This window comes from Sphingomonas sp. SP4, from assembly GCF_058313375.1.
The window spans coordinates 519547-539031 of sequence record NZ_JBZFLE010000002.1; the positions used below are offsets into that span (position 1 = coordinate 519547).

Here is a 19485-nt window from a genome sequence, read left to right on the forward strand (position 1 = left end):
GGAGGACCCCTCAAGCTGTATCGCTCGACTAATACAGCGACGCGGAAGAATGACAAGCGCCTAAAGGGCTCACAAGACCTATTGCAATAAGTCTGGTCGAGACCCCGGCGAGTTGGCACAGTGAGCGCGTGTCAGTCACTAAAGTTGCAATGCTTACCGCGGGCGGTCTCGCGCCCTGCCTATCCGCCGCCGTCGGCGGGCTGATTGAGCATTATACCGAAGTCGCACCGGACATCCGGATCATCGCATACCTCAACGGATACGCCGGTCTGCTGACCGGCAAGTCCGTGGAAGTGACTGACAAGGTTCGAGCCAGTGCCGGCCGCCTGCACGCGTTCGGCGGAAGTCCGATCGGCAACAGTCGCGTGCGGCTCACCAATGTCGAGGACTGCGTCAAACGCGGCCTCGTCGAGCCCGGTCAGGATCCGCTTCACGTGGCCGCCGAGCAGCTAAGGCTCGACGGCGTCGATGTCCTGCACACGATCGGCGGCGACGATACGAACACCACTGCCGCCGATCTGGCAGCGTACCTCAGCAGTCACGGTTACGAGTTAACCGTCGTCGGTCTGCCGAAGACCATCGACAATGACGTGGTGCCCATCCGTCAGACCCTTGGTGCATGGAGCGCCGCGGAGCAGGGCGCGCTTTATGCGCGCAACATTATCGCCGAATGCTCGTCAAACCCGCGGATGCTGGTCGTCCACGAGGTGATGGGCCGCAATTGCGGGTGGCTCACCGCCGCGACCGCTCTCGCTCATCATCAATGGGTCCACGACGCTTCCTTTGCCGAGTGGTTGGAAAATTCGGCCGCGCGCTGGGATGTGCACGGTGTGTTCGTACCGGAGCGGCCGTTCGACATTGGCGACGAGGCCAGACGCCTGCGCAAGATCATGGATGAGCAGGGCGGCGTGAACCTCTTCATTTCCGAGGGTGCCGGCGTGCGCGAGATCGTCGCCGCGATGGAAGCGGCGGGCGAAGACATCCCGCGCGATCCTTTCGGTCATGTTCGGCTCGATAAGATCAACCCCGGCCAATGGTTCGGCAAGCAATTCGCAGCCGAGCTGGGGGCGGAAAAGGTGCTGGTTCAAAAGAGCGGTTACTTTGCACGCTCAGCGCCCGCGAATGACGCCGATCTCGCGCTGATCCGCGAATGCACGACCTACGCTGTGGACGCCGCACTACGCGGCGAATCCGGCGTGGTTGGTCAGGACGAGGAACGCGGTGACGAGCTCCGCGTGATCGAGTTCGACCGCATCGCCGGCGGCAAGCCATTCGACACGTCGGTGCAATGGTTCGTAGACTTGCTGCGCGCCATCGGACAGCGATGACTTAAGCGGTCAAAATCTGTCCGGATCGTCCAAGCTGATCATCACTTCCTGAGCGAACCTGATCAGAGCCACCCCGAGGAAAACGGTGGCGATCAGAAACAGCAGGGCTGCGCCATACGCATGCTTCAAGCCCAGGAATTCACTGATGAACAAATCGGCAAGAAGGACTGTCGCGCAAACACCCGCGCCCAGGGCGGCGATAATCCCGCTCCTCAGCAGGCGAGCGCGCCGAAGGAGCCGGGTAACGTCCGCTTTCAAATGAGCGCGCTCCTCGTCCTCATCCTTGATGGAATTCAGCATGCGGACACGATCCATCGCCACGTTCATTCGCGACGTCATCAGTGATGCGAATGCGGCGACCGCCCCGAGGAAAAACGTCGGCGCGGTCGCCGTGGAAAAGATGTGCGCAAGCCGTTCGGCGTCCGGCAGATTCGGCGGCACCAACGGCTGCAACACTTTACGATTTGACCACCGGTGGCGGCGACCAGGTGCCGTCGAGTATCGACGGATTATTCGGCTTCGGCCCGTACATCCTCATCATTGGAATGAACTGGCCCTTAGGCGCGGGCAGCCAATTGGACTCCTTGTCCTTACCCGGCGAGTCCGCCTGGAGGTACAAAGTGATCGAACCATCTGGATTCGGCTTCAGATTGTTCCGCGGGCTTACCGTGAACTTGTTGAGCGGGTTCGGCACGAACCACCAACCGCCATCGACCATATACATGGTGATCGACCAGAATCCGCTGACCGGCGGCGTCTGTCCCTTCGGGAAGGTGATCGTGTATTTGTTCGCGCCGGTCAGCTGCTGCCCGTTGCTGTCGACTTCCGTATAAGGATAAACGGCATCGTCTTGAAGGTTCGCTGGCCAGCCAAACGCCGCGACAACCGCCCGCTTCATATAATCGGTGCCGTAACGGCCCAGACCCTTCGAAATGATCCAGCCGTTCTCGATCTTGCCCATGTCGTTCTTGTGGGCCTCGATGTCGGCCAGCGCCTTCTTGGGAAGCTCAGCCTGGATTGATGCATCGAGCTTGGACTCGTCGAATGGCTTGCAGGGCTCGACGCCGATCGTCGCCATGCGCTTCAGAATCGGAGCGTCTTCCGGTGCGGGCGGCGCATCCTTGCACATCAGCTTGGCCAGCAGGTTGAAGTAACCTGCGGTGCCCATGTCGAGGATCGCCTTTTGCGGTTTGTCGGTCATCGAGAAGCCGGGGTTCGGATCGACGGGAGGCGCCTGATAGGTGAACGGCTTCCCGTACGACGAAAGCGGCGTGAGCGAGTATTGCGCCTGGAGCGCGTTGACCGCCTTGTAGTCGGCTTCCTGGCCGTCGGCGTAGGTACGCCCAAGGATGACCATATATCGGGTCGGAAATTTGATCTGGGTCATGCCCGCTGGGACCTGACCGTTCCAACCCGGGCCGGTGAGGAGATATTTCGCTGCTTTTCCACCCACGGTTCGCGAACCGGGCGTCTCGGTGATTCCCATCCACAGATCGACCATCTCGAACAGGTAGAATCGATTGCCCATGTCCGGATGGGAAAAGACCACAGGTTCCTTCAGATCGACCCAGGCGAGCGAATATAGCGTGTCGGCGTTCGGCGCGGAAACGCCGCGATAATTGGCAGGCGGATAGCGCGGAACATTGGTGAACATTCCGATAGGACTCTTGAGCCCCTCTTGCTTCGGCACATTGCTCATCTGCTGGCGCGTCACGTCGGTCGTGATGAGCGAATAGCCGTAGACATAGGCATCCTTCGCGATGGTCGCTGGATCGTCGGCGCCGGCGGCCGCTGCGCCCGTATTCGAATCCGAGGCCGAACCCGATCCCGGCTCCGAGCTCGCCCGGTTGCATCCGCTCAGGGTTGGAAGCGCGAGGGCAATGCCCGCAGCTGTCAGAAACTTGTAGCGACGGGAGAGCTCACACTTCGTACCCATAAGATGCTTCCTTCAGTTGCCTTAGACCGCTCGCAAATGCGGGGGCCCTGAGCGCATCGCCATCAGGTAAAACCACTGCTGTTTCTCAGAGCGCGTTGTAGTGGCCAGGCGATCAGCAGTGTGAGATCGCTGGAGGGCCGCCTGAGCTAGGATCCACCAACTTGTACGAGATGCATCGTCACGACCGAACGCTTCGAGACTGCCGCAGATGAGTGCTTTCCGAACTCGCGCGGTCTTCCGTTGGTGATCAGCCACCCGGTCAGTGAACGGTTGGAGGGGGATCGAAACTTTCTGGCGGGTTCGCGCGCATGAACTCGACCACGTCGATCATCGGCTGCTGCGAAACCCTGATCCATCCCGTCGTTGGTCGATCGAGGTCGATCACGACCAGCAACGACAAGCCGAACAGCAGGAACAGGAATGCCGCCGCCTGGCGCCCGCGGTCTCCAGTGAGCACGTAGCCTACCACGCCTGCGGCGACGAGTTGGTAGACGATCAGCAGGAGGAAGACTTCGCGGGGGATGGTTGCCCGTCGCGCCGCGCGCCGAGACGCATCCATGTCGATCATAGAATTGATCGACGAGACATACGTGCTCGAAAAGTCGTAACCCTTAACGGACGGGAACGCTGCAACCATCGCCTGCCAGATTGCGGCTACCAGCCGGTCGTTCGTCGCGAGTGCTGTGTCCGTTTCTCTCCCGGGCCTCGTCTTGGAAAGCACTAGCCGGTTGGAGGCATAATCGTCGAGAAGCTCGCTCAGCTTGTCGCGGTAAGGCTGGTCAAGCAATTGCGTCTGTAGATAGGCCGTGCCGATGGTATTGGCCTCATCCAATACAGCCGCGCGTCGCGCATCAAAGCGATCGAGCGCAAGCGAAAAGGTGAAGCCCACCAATAAGGCAAGGAGGCCCATCACCGACGATACGACCAAGCCCTCCTTGTCGCTGCCCTTGTCTTCCTCATCCGTCGACTGAGATCGATCGTGCCGTCTTCGCAAACCCGACCCTACCAGGGCCGAAACGAGCATCCCGCCGAACAAGATGATCCCGAGAAGCCAAATGGTCGTGATCGAAAGGAGATGAGTAAACCACGCGATCATTTTGCGGGGATCCGGCGACCTTTTGGCTCCGGACCAAGGATATGATTCACGGGCATGAGCGGCTCCTCTTTGAGTGAGCGTGCTTCATCCCTCCTTGCTACCGATCACTATCGGGAATTTACCCGGGTAGCCGGTTCTTGCTGAGCTTTTGGAACGACCGCTTACGACCCATTGCGGACATTAACTCACCCTGCGATGTCGTCCGCGCCGGGGGACTTGTATGCTCAAGACTATCGTCGCTGCGTTAGCGGTCAGTGTGATTTGCCAGCCTTGTGTGCCCGGCATCGCGGCCACGGTCGAGCCGGCAGCTGTGCCCGTTTACACCCCTAAAGCGTCACGAGATCTGACCGGGGTTTGGGAGGGCACGGTCGGAGATCAGAAGGTGATGGCGTGCTTCGACGGTGACATCGGGTCCTATTATCGGGTCCAAGATAAGAAGAGCATCTGGCTTTGGGCAGAAAGTTCTCTCCAGCTTGCCGAACAGGATGAGAGAAACCCCAAGAACCCGAGATGGCGCCTGAGGCTCGAAGCTTCCGGGCGGGTTGTCGGGCAGCGCGTGGATGGCGGCTCTCAGCAACCACTTGAACTGAGGCGCGTGTCGCTACCCCAGGCCACTGCAGATGACGATGGATGTAACAGCATCGCATATCTGGGTAAGCGCATTGAGCCTCTATCCGTCAGCGAGGAGCCCTTTAACGTGGGTTCGATCAAACTCACTCGTTTGATCGCGAGACCGCCTCATAATCGGGACGACTACGAGTATCGGACTTTTCGCCTCCCGGGTGTCGATCCCGGCTCGATAGCACTCAATAAGCGCTTGGCATCGTATATCGATTTGCGGGGCCCCAGCGAAAGCGGCTGGACAGAGTGCCTGCTCGGAGCGGGAAATGCTGGGGGCACGTTCTACCACTTGCTTGAACCGACGCGGATCGGCCGCCGCTTTGTCATCGCGAATGAACATCGCGAACAAAGTTGCGGAGGACCGCATCCAGACAGCTCAAACTATCCTCGCATCTTCGATCGCAAAACTGGAAGCGAGGTCGAGATCATCAGCTGGCTCCTTCCTCGGGCGCTTGATCAGGAAACGCTTAAGCTGATCAGTCCCGTCAACTTCGATGATGAGCCAAATACGCTGCCCTTGTCAGCTGCATTGGCGAAGCAAGTCCTCAAGCGCGCAGACCGGCTGAAAATGGAGGATTGCTCTGACGTGTCCACAAACTTCTGGTCGGTCGGTGTTGGTCGTCGCGGTTTTGTCTTCACACCCAGCCTGGGACATGCGGTTCAGGCGTGTGGAGATGATGTAACCGTACCATTCGAAACTCTGTCCCCATTTCTGAGCGTTAAGGGGAAACGGGCTGTGCAGATTCTCCGCTCAGAGCCCGCGCAATATGCGCTTTGGCCTTAAGTTCGCAGGAAGAATGTCTGCTTTCCACCCAAAGCGGACATTCCACTGTCCTACATACGGGCGGCTGTGGCATGCTGGGGCGATGCGGCTCCGTTTGTCTTGCCCGAATACCACGACCTGGTCCTGCACGCAGCGAACTCAAGGACGCGCAACTGCCGTCGTCACTGCGAAGATCAGTGAAGATTGGAGCGACACGGCGTGAAGATCGCCTGCATCGGGGCCGGGCCGGCGGGGCTCTATTTCGCGATCTCGATGAAGCTGCGGGACCCGCGCCACGAGATTGAAGTGTTCGAACGCAATGCGCCGGGCGTGACGTTCGGTTGGGGCGTGGTCTTCTCGGACCAGACCGTCGAGAACCTCACTGCAAACGATCCCGCTTCGGCCAGCATCATCGCCGACGAGTTCGCGCATTGGGACGACATCGACGTCCACCTTCGCGGCGAGACGATTACCTCATCGGGTCACGGCTTCATCGGCATTGGCCGTAAGCGACTGCTCGAAATTCTTCAGGACCGGGCGCGCGAGCTTGGCGTCGTGCTGCACTTCGAAGCCGAATGCGATCCCGCAGACCCGAAGTGGCGCGATTACGATCTGGTGATCGCATCCGACGGTGCCAACTCCCAATTCCGCGATGCCTATGCGGACGCGTTTGGCGTCGACATCGACGTCCGGAAGAACAAGTTCGTATGGCTCGGCACGTCGAAGGTGTTCGACGCTTTCACGTTCGCGTTCGAAGAGACCGAGCACGGCTGGATCTGGGCGCACGCCTATCGCTTCGCGCCGGACTGTTCGACCTTCATCGTCGAATGTTCGGAAGAAACATGGCGCGGGTTCGGATTCGACCGCATGTCGCAGGACGAAAGCATCGCAGCCTGCGAAAAGCTGTTCGCCAAATATCTCGACGGCCATTCGCTGATGTCGAACGCGACGCACCTGCGTGGCAGCGCGGCCTGGCTCAACTTCCGCCGCATCAAGTGCGAGCGGTGGAACAGCGGCAATGTCATCCTGCTCGGCGACGGCGCGCACACCGCACACTTCTCGATCGGCTCGGGCACCAAGCTCGCGCTCGAAGATGCGATCAAACTGGCGGAGGTGCTTAACCGTCCCGGGCTCAGCCTCGAAGCGGCGATGGACGAATATGTCGCTGAACGGAATCTAGAAGTACTGAAGCTGCAAAACAGCGCGCGCAATTCGACCGAATGGTTCGAAACGTTGGACCGCTATTTGCATTTCGAGCCCCTGCAATTCGCTTATTCACTGCTGACGCGGAGCCAGCGCATCAGCCACGAGAACCTGCGCCTGCGCGACCGCGAGTGGCTCGAGGGCGTGGAACGCTGGTTCTGGAAACGCGCGACCGAAGGCCGCTCGAACAAGACGGCGCCGCCGATGTTCGCGCCGTTCAAAATGCGTGAGATGCAAGTTGAAAACCGCATCACCGTGTCGCCGATGGCAATGTATTCCGCGGTCGACGGAACGCCGAACGACTTCCATTTCGTTCACTATGGCGAGCGCGCAATGGGCGGCGCGGGGCTGGTCTTCACCGAGATGACCTGCGTCTCGCCGGAAGGGCGGATCAGTCCTGGTTGCACCGGCATGTGGAACGACGAACATATCGCCGCGTGGAGACGCATTGTCGAATTCGTGCACGCCAATTCGAAAGCGAAGATCTGCCTCCAACTCGGTCACTCTGGGGCGAAAGGTTCGACCAAGCTCGGCTGGGAAGGCAATGACGTGCCGCTCGACAGCGGCAACTGGCCAGTCATGTCGGCGAGCGACGTTCCCTGGTCGCCGGTCAACCAGAAGCCGAAGCCAATGACGCGTGCCGACATGGACATGGTGCGCGATCAGTTCGTCGCTGCAGTCCGCATGGGATTGGAGGCCGGCTTCGACATGGTCGAGCTGCACGCCGCGCACGGCTATTTGCTATCGAGCTTCCTCACGCCGCTGCAGAACAAGCGCTCGGACGAATATGGCGGCTCGCTTGAGAACCGGCTGCACTATCCGCTCGAAGTGTTCGCGGCGATGCGTGCGGCATGGCCGAGCGACAGGCCGATGTCGGTGCGAATCTCAGCGACCGATTGGGCCGGAGAAAATGGCATCACGCCAGACGACGCCGTGGAGATTGGCGAAGCTTTCGCGCGCGACGGGGCGGATTTGATCGACGTCTCGGCGGGCCAGACCTGGTCAGATGCGCAGCCGGTGTACGGCCGCATGTTCCAGACTCCGTTCAGCGACAAGATCCGCAACGAAGGCCGCCTCGCGACGATGGCGGTCGGCAACATCTACGAGCCCGACCACGCCAATTCGATCCTGGCCGCGGGCCGCGCGGACTTGGTTGCGCTGGCGAGGCCGCACCTGATCGACCCGTTCTGGACGTTGCGCGCCGCTGCCGCGCTCGACTACCGCGACGTGCACGTGCCTCCGCAATATCTCAACGGGATGTCGCAGCTGGCGCGCAACCTGAAGCGCGAGGCCGAAGCTGCGGCCGCGTTGCGGGTGTAATCTAAAGCGCGATTGCGTCCAGGAACACGCCGCCGGATTCCTCGCCGCAGCACCAGCGGATCACGCCGCGCACCGGCTTCAGCTTGTCTACTTCAAGCGTGATTTCCAGGTCGGGTTCGAGCTCCTCAACAGTCCACACACGAAAGCCCTTGCTCGACACGTTGAGGATCATCGCTGCGATCTCAGTTTCCTCGAACCGCAGCAGCGCATCATACCGAACGTCGATCCGCGCATTGCGCGGCATGATCTCGCGGCCTTGCAGCCGCCCTTCGAATTTCATCTCCGGTCGCCCCTCACACGGATGGCCACGCGGCGCCGCGTTACCCACGCTGCACCTGCCAACCAGGTTGATGATGAAGGCAGCGTCCACTCCGCCAACATCTGGTCCCACTGCCTGCCAGCATGCACGACGGAGATTAAGCAGCATCTAAACGGCGATGGTCACCGCCATTTTTACCTTCCAGCGAACACTCGGAAGCTGTGTGGCGGAAGATCCACTTGAGTGGTCTTGCCGGACGCCGAGACACGTATTGATGCCGCAACGTCACGATAGTTCTCAACCACATAGGCTCCGTTGTCGTACGTGAAGAGGGCCACGTGATCCGGTGCGTCAATCTGAACCGGCGAATCCGGGAACAGATATTGCTTCATCCGAGTGATCATCGGCTGCGGCAGCGCATACAGGTCGCCGAAATTCGCCGGCATCGTCCAGAGGTACAAAGTGCCCTTCGAATAGTGGTTCATAAGAACCAGCGGGAAGCCCTTGGCAGCTGCCACGCCGCGGACGATCCCCCAGCTGTCATTGGTGTAGAACTGCACTTCCGGAAACAGAACCGGCTGCATTTTACCGGGCTGCTTCAGCTCGGTTCCGTTGCCCGCTCCGAAGCCATCGAAATATTGATTGATCGCGATGGTGTGACCGGTGACCTGCCATTCGGCTAGCCGCTCGAAGCCCTTGCCTTGCGTCGCCTCGACGAATCCAGAAGTGACAATCACCTTTGCTCCGCCGCGAAGGCTGCGGTCGATCTTGGCGATGATGTCCGGATCCGTTGCGGCTGCCCGCGTCAGCAGGATCGTCCGCGCGCTGACGGGGTATTCCGGCGAGAGCTCGATCGGCACGCCGAGATTGCCGATGTAGTTGTGCAAGAAATCCTCGCCAGTCGCATGCGGTGGGCGATAGCTCGCTATGCCGATCGGCTTGCCGAGACGGTCAAGCGCCTTGTCCGCCAAATGTAGCGCCTGGTTGGCGGCGCTCGCCCAGCCGTCACCAGCCTGCGGCCAACGAAAAGTCGTGACCTGCTTCGCCCAAGGGCGCTCACCAGCCGTCGCGGGTTTTGCTTCCGCCATCGGGCTCCAGTTGAACAGCATGATCTCCGGCGCCTTGGCGAACAGAGTATCCCAAAGCTGCTCTGCATATCGGTCGATCGAGCGCGTGCTGTAGGTATCGACCCATCCGCCCAAGTTCGCGCCGGGACGAACGTTCGAAAGATAACGATAGATTTCGTAGCTTTCGTACTGCTGCAGCAGCTGGTCGGTGATGATCGGATCGCGGGTCTCGGTGCCCGTGTAGATGGCGTCGAACATGTGCGCCTGGCTCTCGAGGTCGTAACCCAGGCCGTGGAAATGCTCGTACCAGTTCGGATATTTGATGATCACGCGGACGCGCGGGTTCTCCTGCTTGGCAGGACCAAGGACGAGATTTCGGCTCGCCTCGCGCATCTTGTCGATGCGGTATTCCGTCCAGCTGCGGCTACCCTTGGCCGCAATGTCGGCGTCGCTTTTCGAGGTATAGAAAAAGAAGTCGTCGAGGATCACCTCGTCGAAGTGGCGCGCGATCAGGCGAATCGCGCGCTCGCATTCTGCACGGTCAGCAGGGTTTTCGTAGTCGAACGTGCCGAATTGTCCGCCGGACCCGCCTGCGGCCAGCGTCACGCCGCCTGAGGTGAGGATGCCCTTTGATGCGAAGTTTCGCTTCACCGCCTCGAGTTCTGCATCGGTCGCAAACTGGCGATCGCGATAGGCCTCGACATAAACCTTATCGAACTTGAGCTGGGAGGACACTCGAGCGAAATCGCGTTCGAATGTCGCGGGATCGGCAAGACGCTTGGTGTCGTGCACGGTGACGTAAATTGCCGCTCGGAAATTCTTATAGGCCCGCGCTCCCGCGGGCGCTGCGCCGAACAGGCATGCAAGCATTGCGACGATGAAGCCGGTCAACCGCGAACGCATACTCTCCCCTTTCGCCCTGTTAGCGTTATCAATAGCCGCAGCCGGACGCGGAGCAAGCGCAGGCGCCAAGGCGTTCTCGCCGTGATGGTGTGGACGCCGGAGCCGACGTACGAGAAGCCCGAGATCAGCGTCCGGGCGACGACGCTTTACTATCAGATCGTCGCGCCGATCATGCTGCCGTTCCTCGAGGGACGCCTCCTCAACCTGTTCCGCTGCCGCGAGGGCAAATGCTACTTCCAGCGCAACCGCGAGCATCCGCCTACCGGCAAGGAATTCGACAAGCTGGTCCACCTCGAGGCGGTCGCGCAGAAGAACGGTCGCACGGAGGACTATCTGTACGTCCGCTCGGCCGAGGAGATCGTCGCCTGCGCCAAAGTGCAAACGGTGGAATTCCACGGCTGGGGCAGCCGCTCTGGAGCGGTGGAGACTCCCGACCGGCTGGTCATCGACCTCGACCCCGATCCCGAGCTTGAGTTCGAAGCGGTCAAGTCAGCGGCGTTTCAGGTCCACCGATCCTTCGAAGCGCTTGGGCTGCAAAGCTTCGCGCTCCTATCGGGCGGCAAGGGCATCCACATCGTGGTTCCGCTCGAACCCGTCGCGAAATGGAGTTCAGTGCGGGAGTTCGCGAAGACGTTCTCCGCCACCCTCGCCGAGGCGGCTCCTGACAGTTTCACCCTCGCCCTGCCTAAGAAGGAGCGCCGCGGACGTATCTTCCTCGACTTCCTGCGCAATCAGCGCACCGCGACCGCGATCCAGCCCTATTCGGCCCGTGCTCGCGCCGGAATGCCCGTGGCGGCGCCAGTCGCATGGGACGAGCTCGCGGAAATCGAGCGCTCCGACGCATTTTCCATCGAAGACGTCGAAACGGTGCTCCAGCGCGCGAAGGGCAAGGCGCTGAAAGGATGGGGAGCCGGAAAACAGATGCTGCCTACAATCAGCTAGGATTCATTGCGTCGAAGCCCAATGGCGGCGATGCTGCGGGCGTGGGGACAGAAACGATCGCCGTCAATTCCGCGCATGTGCCCAAGGCGCGCTTGCTGCTGTTCGCCTTCGGTGACTTCGCCTTCAACCTCTTCTGGCAGAGCATCATGCTCTTCCTGCTGTTCTATTATACGGACGCGCTCGACCTGCCGATTGAGGTAGCGGCGACCACCTACATGGTCGCATCCATCTGGGATGGAATTGCCAACTTTATTGCAGGCACGCTGGTCGACCGGAAGCACGACAGCTTCCGCTATGGCCCGCTTTTAATCGCTGGAGCAGTGCCGCTCGGGCTGACGTTTGTGCTCACCTATTTCCCGCCGATGGTCAGTGGAGGCTGGGCGATCGCCAGCATATTCGTCGCGCACCTCCTCTTTCGCACCGCCTATGCCGGCGTGAACGTGCCTTACCTCGCGATGACCGCACGGATCAGCGCGGACTTTGGCGACAGGGCATTTGTCGCCGGGATGAGGATGCTGTTCGGGACTGCGGCCGCGGTGACAGTCGCCTTGTGCACAGTTCCCGTCGGCCGTTGGTTGACTGGATCGAGCGCTGCGCAAGCGTATTTCGGGGCGGCCATATTGTTCGCGATCGTTGCGGCGATCATCCTGATCCTAGTTGGTGCAACCTATCGGGAAACGGCGCCGCCCCATCGCCCATTGCCGGCAAGCCTGAGGGCGGCGTTGTTGAGCCTTATCCGCAATCGCGCCTTCGTTGCGCTGACTGCGGCGATGATGGCGATGATCGTCGCCATCACGGTGCTCAACAAATCGGTCCTCTATTATTTCAAATATCTGCTCAACGACCCGGAGGCCGGCCAGCTTGCGCTGGCGTCCATGGGATTGGTCAGCGGAATCGCTATTCCATTGTGGATGCTGCTGGGACGCTTCGTCGGGCTGCGAGCATTGTGGCTTATCGCCGCCGGTTTGGGCATGTGCGGTCTACTCGCCTTCGACTTCATCCATTTCGACGGCCCGCACACGATGCAGCTGTTCCTCGTCGGCATGCAGGTGGTCAGCGTCGGCCTCAATTTCGTGTTCTGGGCGATGCTTCCGAATACGATCGAATATGGCGAGCGGGAGACCGGGCTCCATGTCGAGGGGACGGTATTCGGCGTAGCGGCGCTGCTGCAGCGGATCGCGATCGGCGTCGCGACTGCCATCCTCGGGTGGAGCTTCGCATCAGCCGGCTATGTTGCCAACGTCCGGCAGAGTGCCGAGACGCTCGCGGGGATGCGCGCGACGGTTGCGCTGGTCCCGCTGGTCTTCCTCGCCTTGTCCTGTGTCGCGATGGTGGCGAACCCGCTCGGGCGGGCACGTCGGAGGCTAGGCGGTGAGGTCGAAGGTCCCGTTGACTCCGTCAGTCTCAGCTGACGGCGCGATCCAGGCCTGGAAGGTGCCGGGCTCGATCACTGGTCGGTTATTGCGGCCGATGAACGACAGGTCGCTAGCGCGCAGCGTGAATCGGACGACTTCCGACTGACCCGGAGCAAGTGCGACCTTGCGGAACGCCTTGAGGACACGCACCGGCCAAGTGACGGTTGCAACCTTCTGGTGAACGTAGAGCTGCACCACCTCTTCCGCTGCACGACGGCCGCGATTGGTGATCGTCGCGGAGATTTCGATCGTGCCGCCCATCGGCATGGTTGGTGCGCTGACTCTGAAGCCGCTGTACTCGATCTTGCCGTACGTCAGGCCATGACCGAACGGGTACAGCGCCATATTTGGAATGCCGCGGAAATGCTCCTTGTACGGCTCCAGCATGTCGGTGGTGTTCGGGCGTCCGCTCGACTTGTGGGCGTAATAATAAGGCTCTTGCCCCGAACGGATCGGGAAGCTTGCTGGCAGGCGCGCGGATGGACTGTACGCGCCGAACAGAACGTCGGCGATAGAGTTGCCGGTTTCGGTCCCGAGGAACCAAGTTGCGAGAATGGCCTGCGCGTTCTTGACCGCGCCTTCGAGCGCGAGCGCGCGGCCATGCTTGAGCACGACGACGATAGGCTTTCCTGTTGCTGCGACGGATTCGGCGAGGCGCTGCTGCGGCTCGGGCACGACGATGTCAGTGCGTGACTGAGCTTCGCCGGACATGTTCGCGCTCTCGCCGATGGCGAGCACGACAACGTCCGCCTGGCGAGCAGCAGCGATCGCTTGTTCGATGCCGCCCGCGAGCGGTTCTTCGACGCCCGAGCCCTGCGCGATGATCAGTGAATTCTTATCGGCGATTGCACCGCGAACGCCGGTCGCGAGATCAACCGCCTTCGCGTCGTCACCATAGACCACCCATGGCCCGACGAGATCGTGCTGGCCGCTCGCAAATGGGCCGATCAGCGCGATCTTCTTGCCCGAACGCGGCAGTGGCAAAAGGTCGCCTTCGTTCTTGAGAAGGACGATCGATTTGCGGCCCGCCTCACGTGCCAGCGCACGCGTTCTTGGCAGCATCGAACGGGCAGTCTCACGCTTCTCGTCGATGCGCCGGAAGGGGTCGTCGAACAGGCCCAGCATCGCCTTTGCAGCAAGCACACGGCGAACCGATTGGTCGACCACAGCCTGCGGCACGGCTCCGCTGCGCACGAGATCCGGCAGATATTTGCGGTAAAGTCCGCTCTGCATGCTCATGTCGACGCCGGCGAGGATCGCAAGCCTTGCGGCGTCCCGCCCATCCTTGGCGAAGCCGGCAGCGATCATTTCCTCATCGCCGGTGTAGTCGGAAACGACGAAGCCCTGGAAACCCCATTCGCCGCGCAGCAGCTCGGTGATCAGCCAGCGGTTGCCCGTCGAAGGCACGCCGTTGATTTCGTTGAACGAAGCCATCGCCGAAAGCGCCCCGGCTTCGAACCCCGACTTGTACGGTGGCAGATAAACTTCCCGCAGCCTGCCTTCGGACATGTCGACCGCGTTGTAGTCGAGGCCCGATTCCGCACCGCCGTAGGCTGCGAAATGCTTGATGCAGGCAAGCATGCGTTCGTTGGATTTCAGGTCAGCTCCCTGAAAACCGTGGACGCGAGCTACAGCGAAGATGCCGCCGAGATACGGGTCCTCGCCGCCGCCTTCGACGCCGCGGCCCCAGCGCTGGTCGCGCGCCACGTCGACCATTGGCGAGAAGGTCCAGTCGATTCCCGAGCCCGCCGCTTCGAATGCAGCCGCCTCGGCGGTGCGGCGAGCCAGATCGGGCTCGAAGCTCGCCACCTCCGCAAGCGGCACGGGGAAGATGGTGCGATGGCCGTGGATGATGTCGGCGCCGAAAATCAGCGGGATCTTGAGGCGCGATTCCTTGACGGCCGCACCTTGGAGGATGCGCGCCATGCGTGCGCCGTTGCCGTTGAACACGCCGGTCAGCTGACCTTGGCGCGCCTCTTCAACCTGCTTCGGGAAATTGGAATCGCCCTGCGGAGGATTGAGCGCCAGCGCGGCTCCTCCGCCCCAGGCAGAAGCCATCAGCTGGAGCTGGCCCGCTTTCTCTTCGAGCGTCATGCGCGCGATGAGTTGGTCGACAAAGGCGGGAACATCGAGCCGTCCCGCAACCTGAAGGAGCGCCCGTGCAGGGCTCGCAAGCCATGCCGCTATTGCGCCCGCTCCCATCAGCGCTGCCCGCCGCGAGATGCGCGTATCCAACATCCTCATCCCCTCCAAAACTCAACTTCAACCGAGCAGCGCCTGTCGCTGTAGCACATTTTTTCGGCTGTGCTTGACGCTCTGTGTAACCGGTTACATGACTTGCGCAACGGCATTTGCAATCGCTTACGGCTGTTCCCGTTGATAAGGAGGCTGATGGCCGAAGCTACCATCCGTGACGTCGCCCGCCTCGCACAGGTTTCCGTGGCCACCGTGTCGCGTGCGCTGAACCGATTCGAGAATGTGAGCGAGGACACGCGCAACCGCGTGTCCGAGGCCGTGCGTGAGCTAGGTTATATCCCTCACGCCGGCGCTCGCAGCCTGAGCCTGGCCCGGACCAACGCGATCGGCGTCGTGCTTCCGGACCTGCACGGCGAATTCTTCTCCGAGATCGTGCGCGGCATGGACCGGGAGGCCAGCAGCCGCGGTTATTTGCTGCTGCTGTCCAACATCCACGGCAGTGGACAGCAGGCCGCCCTCGCATTGCAGGCGATGCGCGGCCGCGTGGACGGGCTCGTCGTCATGGCGCCGCATCTCAGCGCCGACGAACTGTCCGTGGCAATTCCCCCGACACTTCCATCGATGCTGATCAATACGCGCGATGCCAGCGGGCGGCCCTCGATCCATTTGGACAATCGAGCGGGCGCGAAGGCGGTGGTGGATCATTTCGTCGCGATCGGCCGCAAGAATCTCCTCCACATTGCGGGCCCGGCGCAGAACATCGACGCACAGGAAAGGCGCGACGCGTTCAAAGATGCGGCGGAAGCGCACGGCGTGGCCTGCGAAATCGTGGAGGGCGATTTCGAAGAAGAGTCAGGCGCGTTGGCGATCGCCGACTTGCTTCGTTCGGGTCGGCGGTTCGATGCGGTCTTTGGCGGAAACGACAATATGGCGATCGGCGCGATTCAGGCCCTCCGCGAAGCGGGCCTACACGTTCCCCAGGACGTTGCAGTGGCCGGTTTCGACGACATTCCGCTGGCGAGGCACATTGGCCTCACCACTGTGCGGGTCCGCATTGCCGAGCTTGGGCAGCGCGCCTTGGATCGGCTCCTCTCCGGCATCGCCGAGCCTAATTCGAGCGGTGACGAGCTCCACGCACCGGAGCTGGTCGTCCGAACCACAACGGAACCAAAACTGTAGCCTAATGATCATCGAACGCCGTCAATTCCTGCAGGGCTCGCTGCTGCTTGCGAGCGCTTCTCTGTCGACTTCGCCCGCTGCCGCCTTGGCGCCGGCGGGCCACACCCTTCCCGCTTTCTATGAAGAGATCGAGAAGCGCACTTTCCGCTGGTTCTGGGACACCGTGAACCGCAAGAACGGGCTCGTTCCCGACCGCTGGCCGACGCCATCGTTCTCGAGCATCGCGTCCGTCGGATTCGCGCTTCCCGCCTATGCGATTGGTGCGGAGCGCGGCTGGTGCGAGCGCTCCGAAGCGCGTGACCTGACGCTGACCACATTGCGCTTCTTCTGGAACGCGCCGCAGGGTCCGCAAGCCACGGGCATGATCGGCCACAAGGGTTTCTACTATCACTTTATCGATATGGAGACCGGGGCGCGGTATCGGGATGTCGAACTGTCGAGCGTCGACACAACCATCCTGCTGATGGGCGTGCTGTTCGCGGGTCAATATTACGACCGCGCAGACCCGCGTGAGGCCGAGATCCGCCGCCTGGCGCAAGCGCTCTTCGATCGAGCGGACTGGAATTTTTTCCGCTCCGACGGACGGGCGGCAATTTCCATGGGCTGGCATCCCGAGAAGGGTCTGATCGACGCGAACTGGGTCGGCTTCAACGAGGGCATGTTCGTCAACGTGCTTGCGCTTGGGTCCACGACGCATCCCGCGCCGCCAAATCTTTGGGAACAGTGGACAGGGACTTACGAAACCTTCTGGCGTGGGGTGGGTCCGACGCACCGCATTGCTTTCGCCCCGCAGTTCCCCGGTCAGTACAGCCATATTTTCATCGACTTCCGCGGCATTCGAGATGCGGTGATGCGCCAAGTCGGCTTCGATTATTTCGAAAATAGCCGCCGCGAGACTTACGCCCAGCGCGCCTATTGCACCCTCAATCCCGGACGTTGGCTGGGTTATTCCGACCGGTTGTGGGGACTGGCGGCTTGCGACGGGCCCGGCGACTTCCGGCTGCCTTACAAGGGCGGGGTCCGCGACTTCCATGGCTATGCCGCACGCGGGCCGGTTGGTGAGCCTGACGGCCTGGACGACGGCACAATCGCACCAGTAGCGGCGCTCGGGTCACTGCCCTTTGCACCGGAAATCGTCATCCCCTGCGCCGAGACGCTGATGAAGCAGCCGGGGGTGTTCGACGCCCATGGCTTCCGCGATAGCTTCAATCCGAGCTTCACCTACACCAACGTGAAGAGTGAAAGTGGTTCGATCGATGCGAAGAATGGTTGGGTCGCGCGCGATAATCTCGGCATCGACCAGGGGCCAATCCTGCTGCAGGCGGCAAACTACCGCAACGACTTCCTTTGGCGCCGCATGCGCAACGTTCCGGCGATCCGGCGCGGCCTGAAACGCGCCGGATTCACCGGAGGCTGGCTCGGCTGATCAGCGGATCTGAACGACGCGGCTGAGCTTCGAAACGCCGCTCTCGTTGAACGATTCGATCGCAGCGTAATAAGGCACGCCGGCGTTCAAGGAGCGCAGCTCCTTGCTCAACGTAGCTCCATTGCCGAGCTCGTCTGCCCAAAGCTGATGCGTCAGCGTCAGCCGATCAGGCCGGATACCGAAGCGAATGTTATAGCCCACTGCGCCCGGCACCTTCGTCCAGCGAATCGTAGCATCGCGCTGGTCCTGATGGCGATTTGCAGCGACGTCCGATGGTGGGGAAGGCGCAGACCCATCTGCATTGCCGAAAACGCGAATGTCGCTGATCGCCAGGTTCGCGGCGCCGACATGCCCATGTACATAGCGGATGAAGCGTGTGCGCACCGGCTGCGGCAATTCCAAATAGGCATTGGGCCGGTCACGGCGCGGGCGCTCGGTGCGCGCGAGCGGTTTCCAGTTCCGACCGTCGAGCGACTGCTGCAGTTCGAACTCGGTGTAGATGTCCGGCGCGTCTGCGAAGCGGCCGGACTTGTAGTCGGCGAAATTGACTTGCACCGCGCGCACCGTCTTCGGCGCACCGAGATCAAGGGTCAGCGTCTGCCCCGGCGCATTCTTCGCTGCCACCCAGAATGTCTGCGGATTTTCGTCGGTGACCTTGGAAGCGGTGAACTCGCCGATGGTGGAAGAAGCGACCGCGGGCTTCCGGTACGACAACAGCATCCATCCCGTGAACAGGCTGTTCGGATCGCTCACCTTCTTGGTGGGAACATAATAAGGAAAGTCGCCGAAGCGCGATGACGACCAGAACTGCCCGTCTGGCTCAAACTTGGCCGGGAACAGGTTGATGCGACGCTCGAAAGTCCAATTGTAACCGATCCACGGCGTGCCCGTGTTCCAGAAGTTCCCGTAATTGTCCTCAAACGTGGAGCCATGGCCAGCACCATGAACGAAGCCGCCAGGCTTATAGGCGATCGGATTGTACTCAGCGTACTTGAACGGGCCGAGCGGCTTGTCGGAAACGTAAGTGCCGTTCGCGTATGCGTTGAATTCGGTGCCCGGCGCTCCGTACTGAAGGTAGTAGCGGCCGCCATGCTTGGTCATCCAGGCGCCTTCCTGGTAGGGCTTGGTCGGCTGTCCGTTCGCCAGAAGGCCGCTGTGGTCCTGACCGAAGCGCTCCCAGCCATGCTGCTCCGGATGGAGGGTGAAGAGCTTGGTGGCGTGCCCCTTGTAGATGAGCTTGCCATCCTTGAACGCGATCTCGATCGCATAGATCGGGAAAACGTTGGAGCTCCCCCAATAGAGGTACCAGCGCCCGTCATCGTCCTTGAAAAGGCCCGGATCCCACGGGCCGGGCGGGATGTCGCTCGGCTTCATCTTCGCGAGGTCTTTGTCGTCGACCGCATCCGGCAGCGGCGGCATCGACCGCACCAGATAATCGAGCTTGCCCGTCTCGGGCGCAGTCGAAACCAGGATGGAGCTTGGGCGCGTGAACGAGGTCGACGGCCAGATGATGAGCCGGTCGCCGTCGGAAATGACCGCAGGAGCGACGATCCCGCCGTTCGGCCACATGCTCGGCGTGATGAAGGTCCAGTGGATGAGGTCGGTCGAGCGCCAATAGCCGTCCGCCAAGGTTTCGAAAAGGTAATAGGCGCCCTTGTGGCGGACCACGGCTGGGTCGGCTCCGGTGCGGTAGCTGATACCCTCGTTCGTCTGCTCCCAATTGTAACGGTAATCGATATCGATCGGGTTGATGTACGTGCGCGGCTGCGCAGTCGCCGCGCTCGCGGAAAGCGCTGCGGAAACCAACAACATCAACTTGCCATTACGCATG

14 protein-coding genes are annotated in these 19485 nt (G+C 61.3%); 7 read left to right on the forward strand and 7 right to left on the reverse strand.

The window, feature by feature from the left end:
- Positions 1-128: 128 nt before the first annotated feature.
- A complete protein-coding gene (locus AC4GYV_RS11885; protein ID WP_491100916.1) occupies positions 129-1328 on the forward strand; it encodes a pyrophosphate--fructose-6-phosphate 1-phosphotransferase in 1200 nt (399 codons plus the stop codon).
- A 9-nt stretch (positions 1329-1337) separates the two neighbouring features.
- Here the strand turns inward: AC4GYV_RS11885 and AC4GYV_RS11890 are convergent, their stop codons facing one another.
- From AC4GYV_RS11890 to AC4GYV_RS11900, 3 genes are all read right to left on the reverse strand, one after another.
- Complete coding sequence (locus AC4GYV_RS11890) at positions 1338-1769, reverse strand: DUF2721 domain-containing protein (RefSeq protein ID WP_491100917.1); 432 nt, start codon at positions 1767-1769, stop codon at positions 1338-1340.
- Between the two features lie 16 nt (positions 1770-1785).
- Positions 1786-3264 carry a DUF1254 domain-containing protein gene (locus AC4GYV_RS11895; RefSeq protein ID WP_491100918.1) on the reverse strand — a complete coding sequence of 493 codons (1479 nt, stop codon included), beginning with the start codon at positions 3262-3264 and terminating at the stop codon, positions 1786-1788.
- 259 nt (positions 3265-3523) lie between these two features.
- Positions 3524-4360, reverse strand: coding sequence for a bestrophin-like domain (locus AC4GYV_RS11900; RefSeq protein WP_491100919.1), 837 nt, complete (start codon positions 4358-4360; stop codon positions 3524-3526).
- A gap of 220 nt (positions 4361-4580) precedes the next feature.
- On the opposite strand from AC4GYV_RS11900, the gene AC4GYV_RS11905 reads away from it, so the two are divergent.
- Both AC4GYV_RS11905 and AC4GYV_RS11910 read left to right on the forward strand, forming a co-directional pair.
- Positions 4581-5765 carry a hypothetical protein gene (locus tag AC4GYV_RS11905; protein WP_491100920.1) on the forward strand — a complete coding sequence of 395 codons (1185 nt, stop codon included), beginning with the start codon at positions 4581-4583 and terminating at the stop codon, positions 5763-5765.
- Between the two features lie 198 nt (positions 5766-5963).
- Positions 5964-8267, forward strand: coding sequence for a bifunctional salicylyl-CoA 5-hydroxylase/oxidoreductase (locus AC4GYV_RS11910; RefSeq protein ID WP_491100921.1), 2304 nt, complete (start codon positions 5964-5966; stop codon positions 8265-8267).
- Between the two features lies 1 nt (position 8268).
- On the opposite strand, the gene AC4GYV_RS11915 is transcribed toward AC4GYV_RS11910, so the two are convergent.
- Complete coding sequence (locus AC4GYV_RS11915) at positions 8269-8547, reverse strand: PilZ domain-containing protein (protein ID WP_491100922.1); 279 nt, start codon at positions 8545-8547, stop codon at positions 8269-8271.
- Positions 8548-8720: 173 nt separating this feature from the next.
- The gene (locus tag AC4GYV_RS11920) at positions 8721-10496 is read right to left on the reverse strand and encodes a hypothetical protein (protein WP_491100923.1); all 1776 of its coding nucleotides are present in this window, start codon (positions 10494-10496) and stop codon (positions 8721-8723) included.
- 84 nt (positions 10497-10580) lie between these two features.
- Here AC4GYV_RS11920 and ligD point away from each other — a divergent pair, with 84 nt between their 5' ends.
- Complete coding sequence (gene ligD, locus AC4GYV_RS11925) at positions 10581-11438, forward strand: non-homologous end-joining DNA ligase (protein WP_491101599.1); 858 nt, start codon at positions 10581-10583, stop codon at positions 11436-11438.
- On the forward strand, positions 11399-12850 hold the full coding sequence (locus AC4GYV_RS11930) for an MFS transporter (protein ID WP_491100924.1): 1452 nt from the start codon (positions 11399-11401) through the stop codon (positions 12848-12850). Before ligD ends, AC4GYV_RS11930 begins: the two co-directional genes overlap by 40 nt.
- Here AC4GYV_RS11930 and AC4GYV_RS11935 read toward each other — a convergent pair.
- Positions 12803-15091 carry a glycoside hydrolase family 3 N-terminal domain-containing protein gene (locus tag AC4GYV_RS11935; protein ID WP_491100925.1) on the reverse strand — a complete coding sequence of 763 codons (2289 nt, stop codon included), beginning with the start codon at positions 15089-15091 and terminating at the stop codon, positions 12803-12805. The two genes, AC4GYV_RS11930 and AC4GYV_RS11935, sit on opposite strands and share 48 nt — an antisense overlap.
- Before the next feature lie 153 nt (positions 15092-15244).
- Between AC4GYV_RS11935 and AC4GYV_RS11940 the strand changes: the two genes are divergently transcribed.
- A complete protein-coding gene (locus tag AC4GYV_RS11940; RefSeq protein ID WP_491100926.1) occupies positions 15245-16228 on the forward strand; it encodes a LacI family DNA-binding transcriptional regulator in 984 nt (327 codons plus the stop codon).
- Positions 16229-16232: 4 nt separating this feature from the next.
- Positions 16233-17654: a glucoamylase family protein gene (locus AC4GYV_RS11945; RefSeq protein WP_491100927.1), complete on the forward strand. Its 1422-nt coding sequence runs from the start codon at positions 16233-16235 to the stop codon at positions 17652-17654.
- On the opposite strand, the gene AC4GYV_RS11950 is transcribed toward AC4GYV_RS11945, so the two are convergent.
- Positions 17655-19484 carry a family 43 glycosylhydrolase gene (locus tag AC4GYV_RS11950; RefSeq protein ID WP_491100928.1) on the reverse strand — a complete coding sequence of 610 codons (1830 nt, stop codon included), beginning with the start codon at positions 19482-19484 and terminating at the stop codon, positions 17655-17657.
- Position 19485 lies beyond the last annotated feature (1 nt).

Coding starts and splice junctions, on each gene's coding strand:
- AC4GYV_RS11895 (WP_491100918.1), bottom strand. CDS start 3,264: ATGGGTACGAAGTGTGAGCTCTCCCGTCGCTACAAGTTTCTGACAGCT.
- AC4GYV_RS11900 (WP_491100919.1), bottom strand. CDS start 4,360: ATGATCGCGTGGTTTACTCATCTCCTTTCGATCACGACCATTTGGCTT.
- AC4GYV_RS11905 (WP_491100920.1), top strand. CDS start 4,581: ATGCTCAAGACTATCGTCGCTGCGTTAGCGGTCAGTGTGATTTGCCAG.
- AC4GYV_RS11915 (WP_491100922.1), bottom strand. CDS start 8,547: ATGAAATTCGAAGGGCGGCTGCAAGGCCGCGAGATCATGCCGCGCAAT.
- AC4GYV_RS11920 (WP_491100923.1), bottom strand. CDS start 10,496: ATGCGTTCGCGGTTGACCGGCTTCATCGTCGCAATGCTTGCATGCCTG.
- ligD (WP_491101599.1), top strand. CDS start 10,581: ATGGTGTGGACGCCGGAGCCGACGTACGAGAAGCCCGAGATCAGCGTC.
- AC4GYV_RS11930 (WP_491100924.1), top strand. CDS start 11,399: ATGGGGAGCCGGAAAACAGATGCTGCCTACAATCAGCTAGGATTCATT.
- AC4GYV_RS11935 (WP_491100925.1), bottom strand. CDS start 15,091: ATGTTGGATACGCGCATCTCGCGGCGGGCAGCGCTGATGGGAGCGGGC.
- AC4GYV_RS11940 (WP_491100926.1), top strand. CDS start 15,245: ATGGCCGAAGCTACCATCCGTGACGTCGCCCGCCTCGCACAGGTTTCC.
- AC4GYV_RS11945 (WP_491100927.1), top strand. CDS start 16,233: ATGATCATCGAACGCCGTCAATTCCTGCAGGGCTCGCTGCTGCTTGCG.
- AC4GYV_RS11950 (WP_491100928.1), bottom strand. CDS start 19,484: ATGCGTAATGGCAAGTTGATGTTGTTGGTTTCCGCAGCGCTTTCCGCG.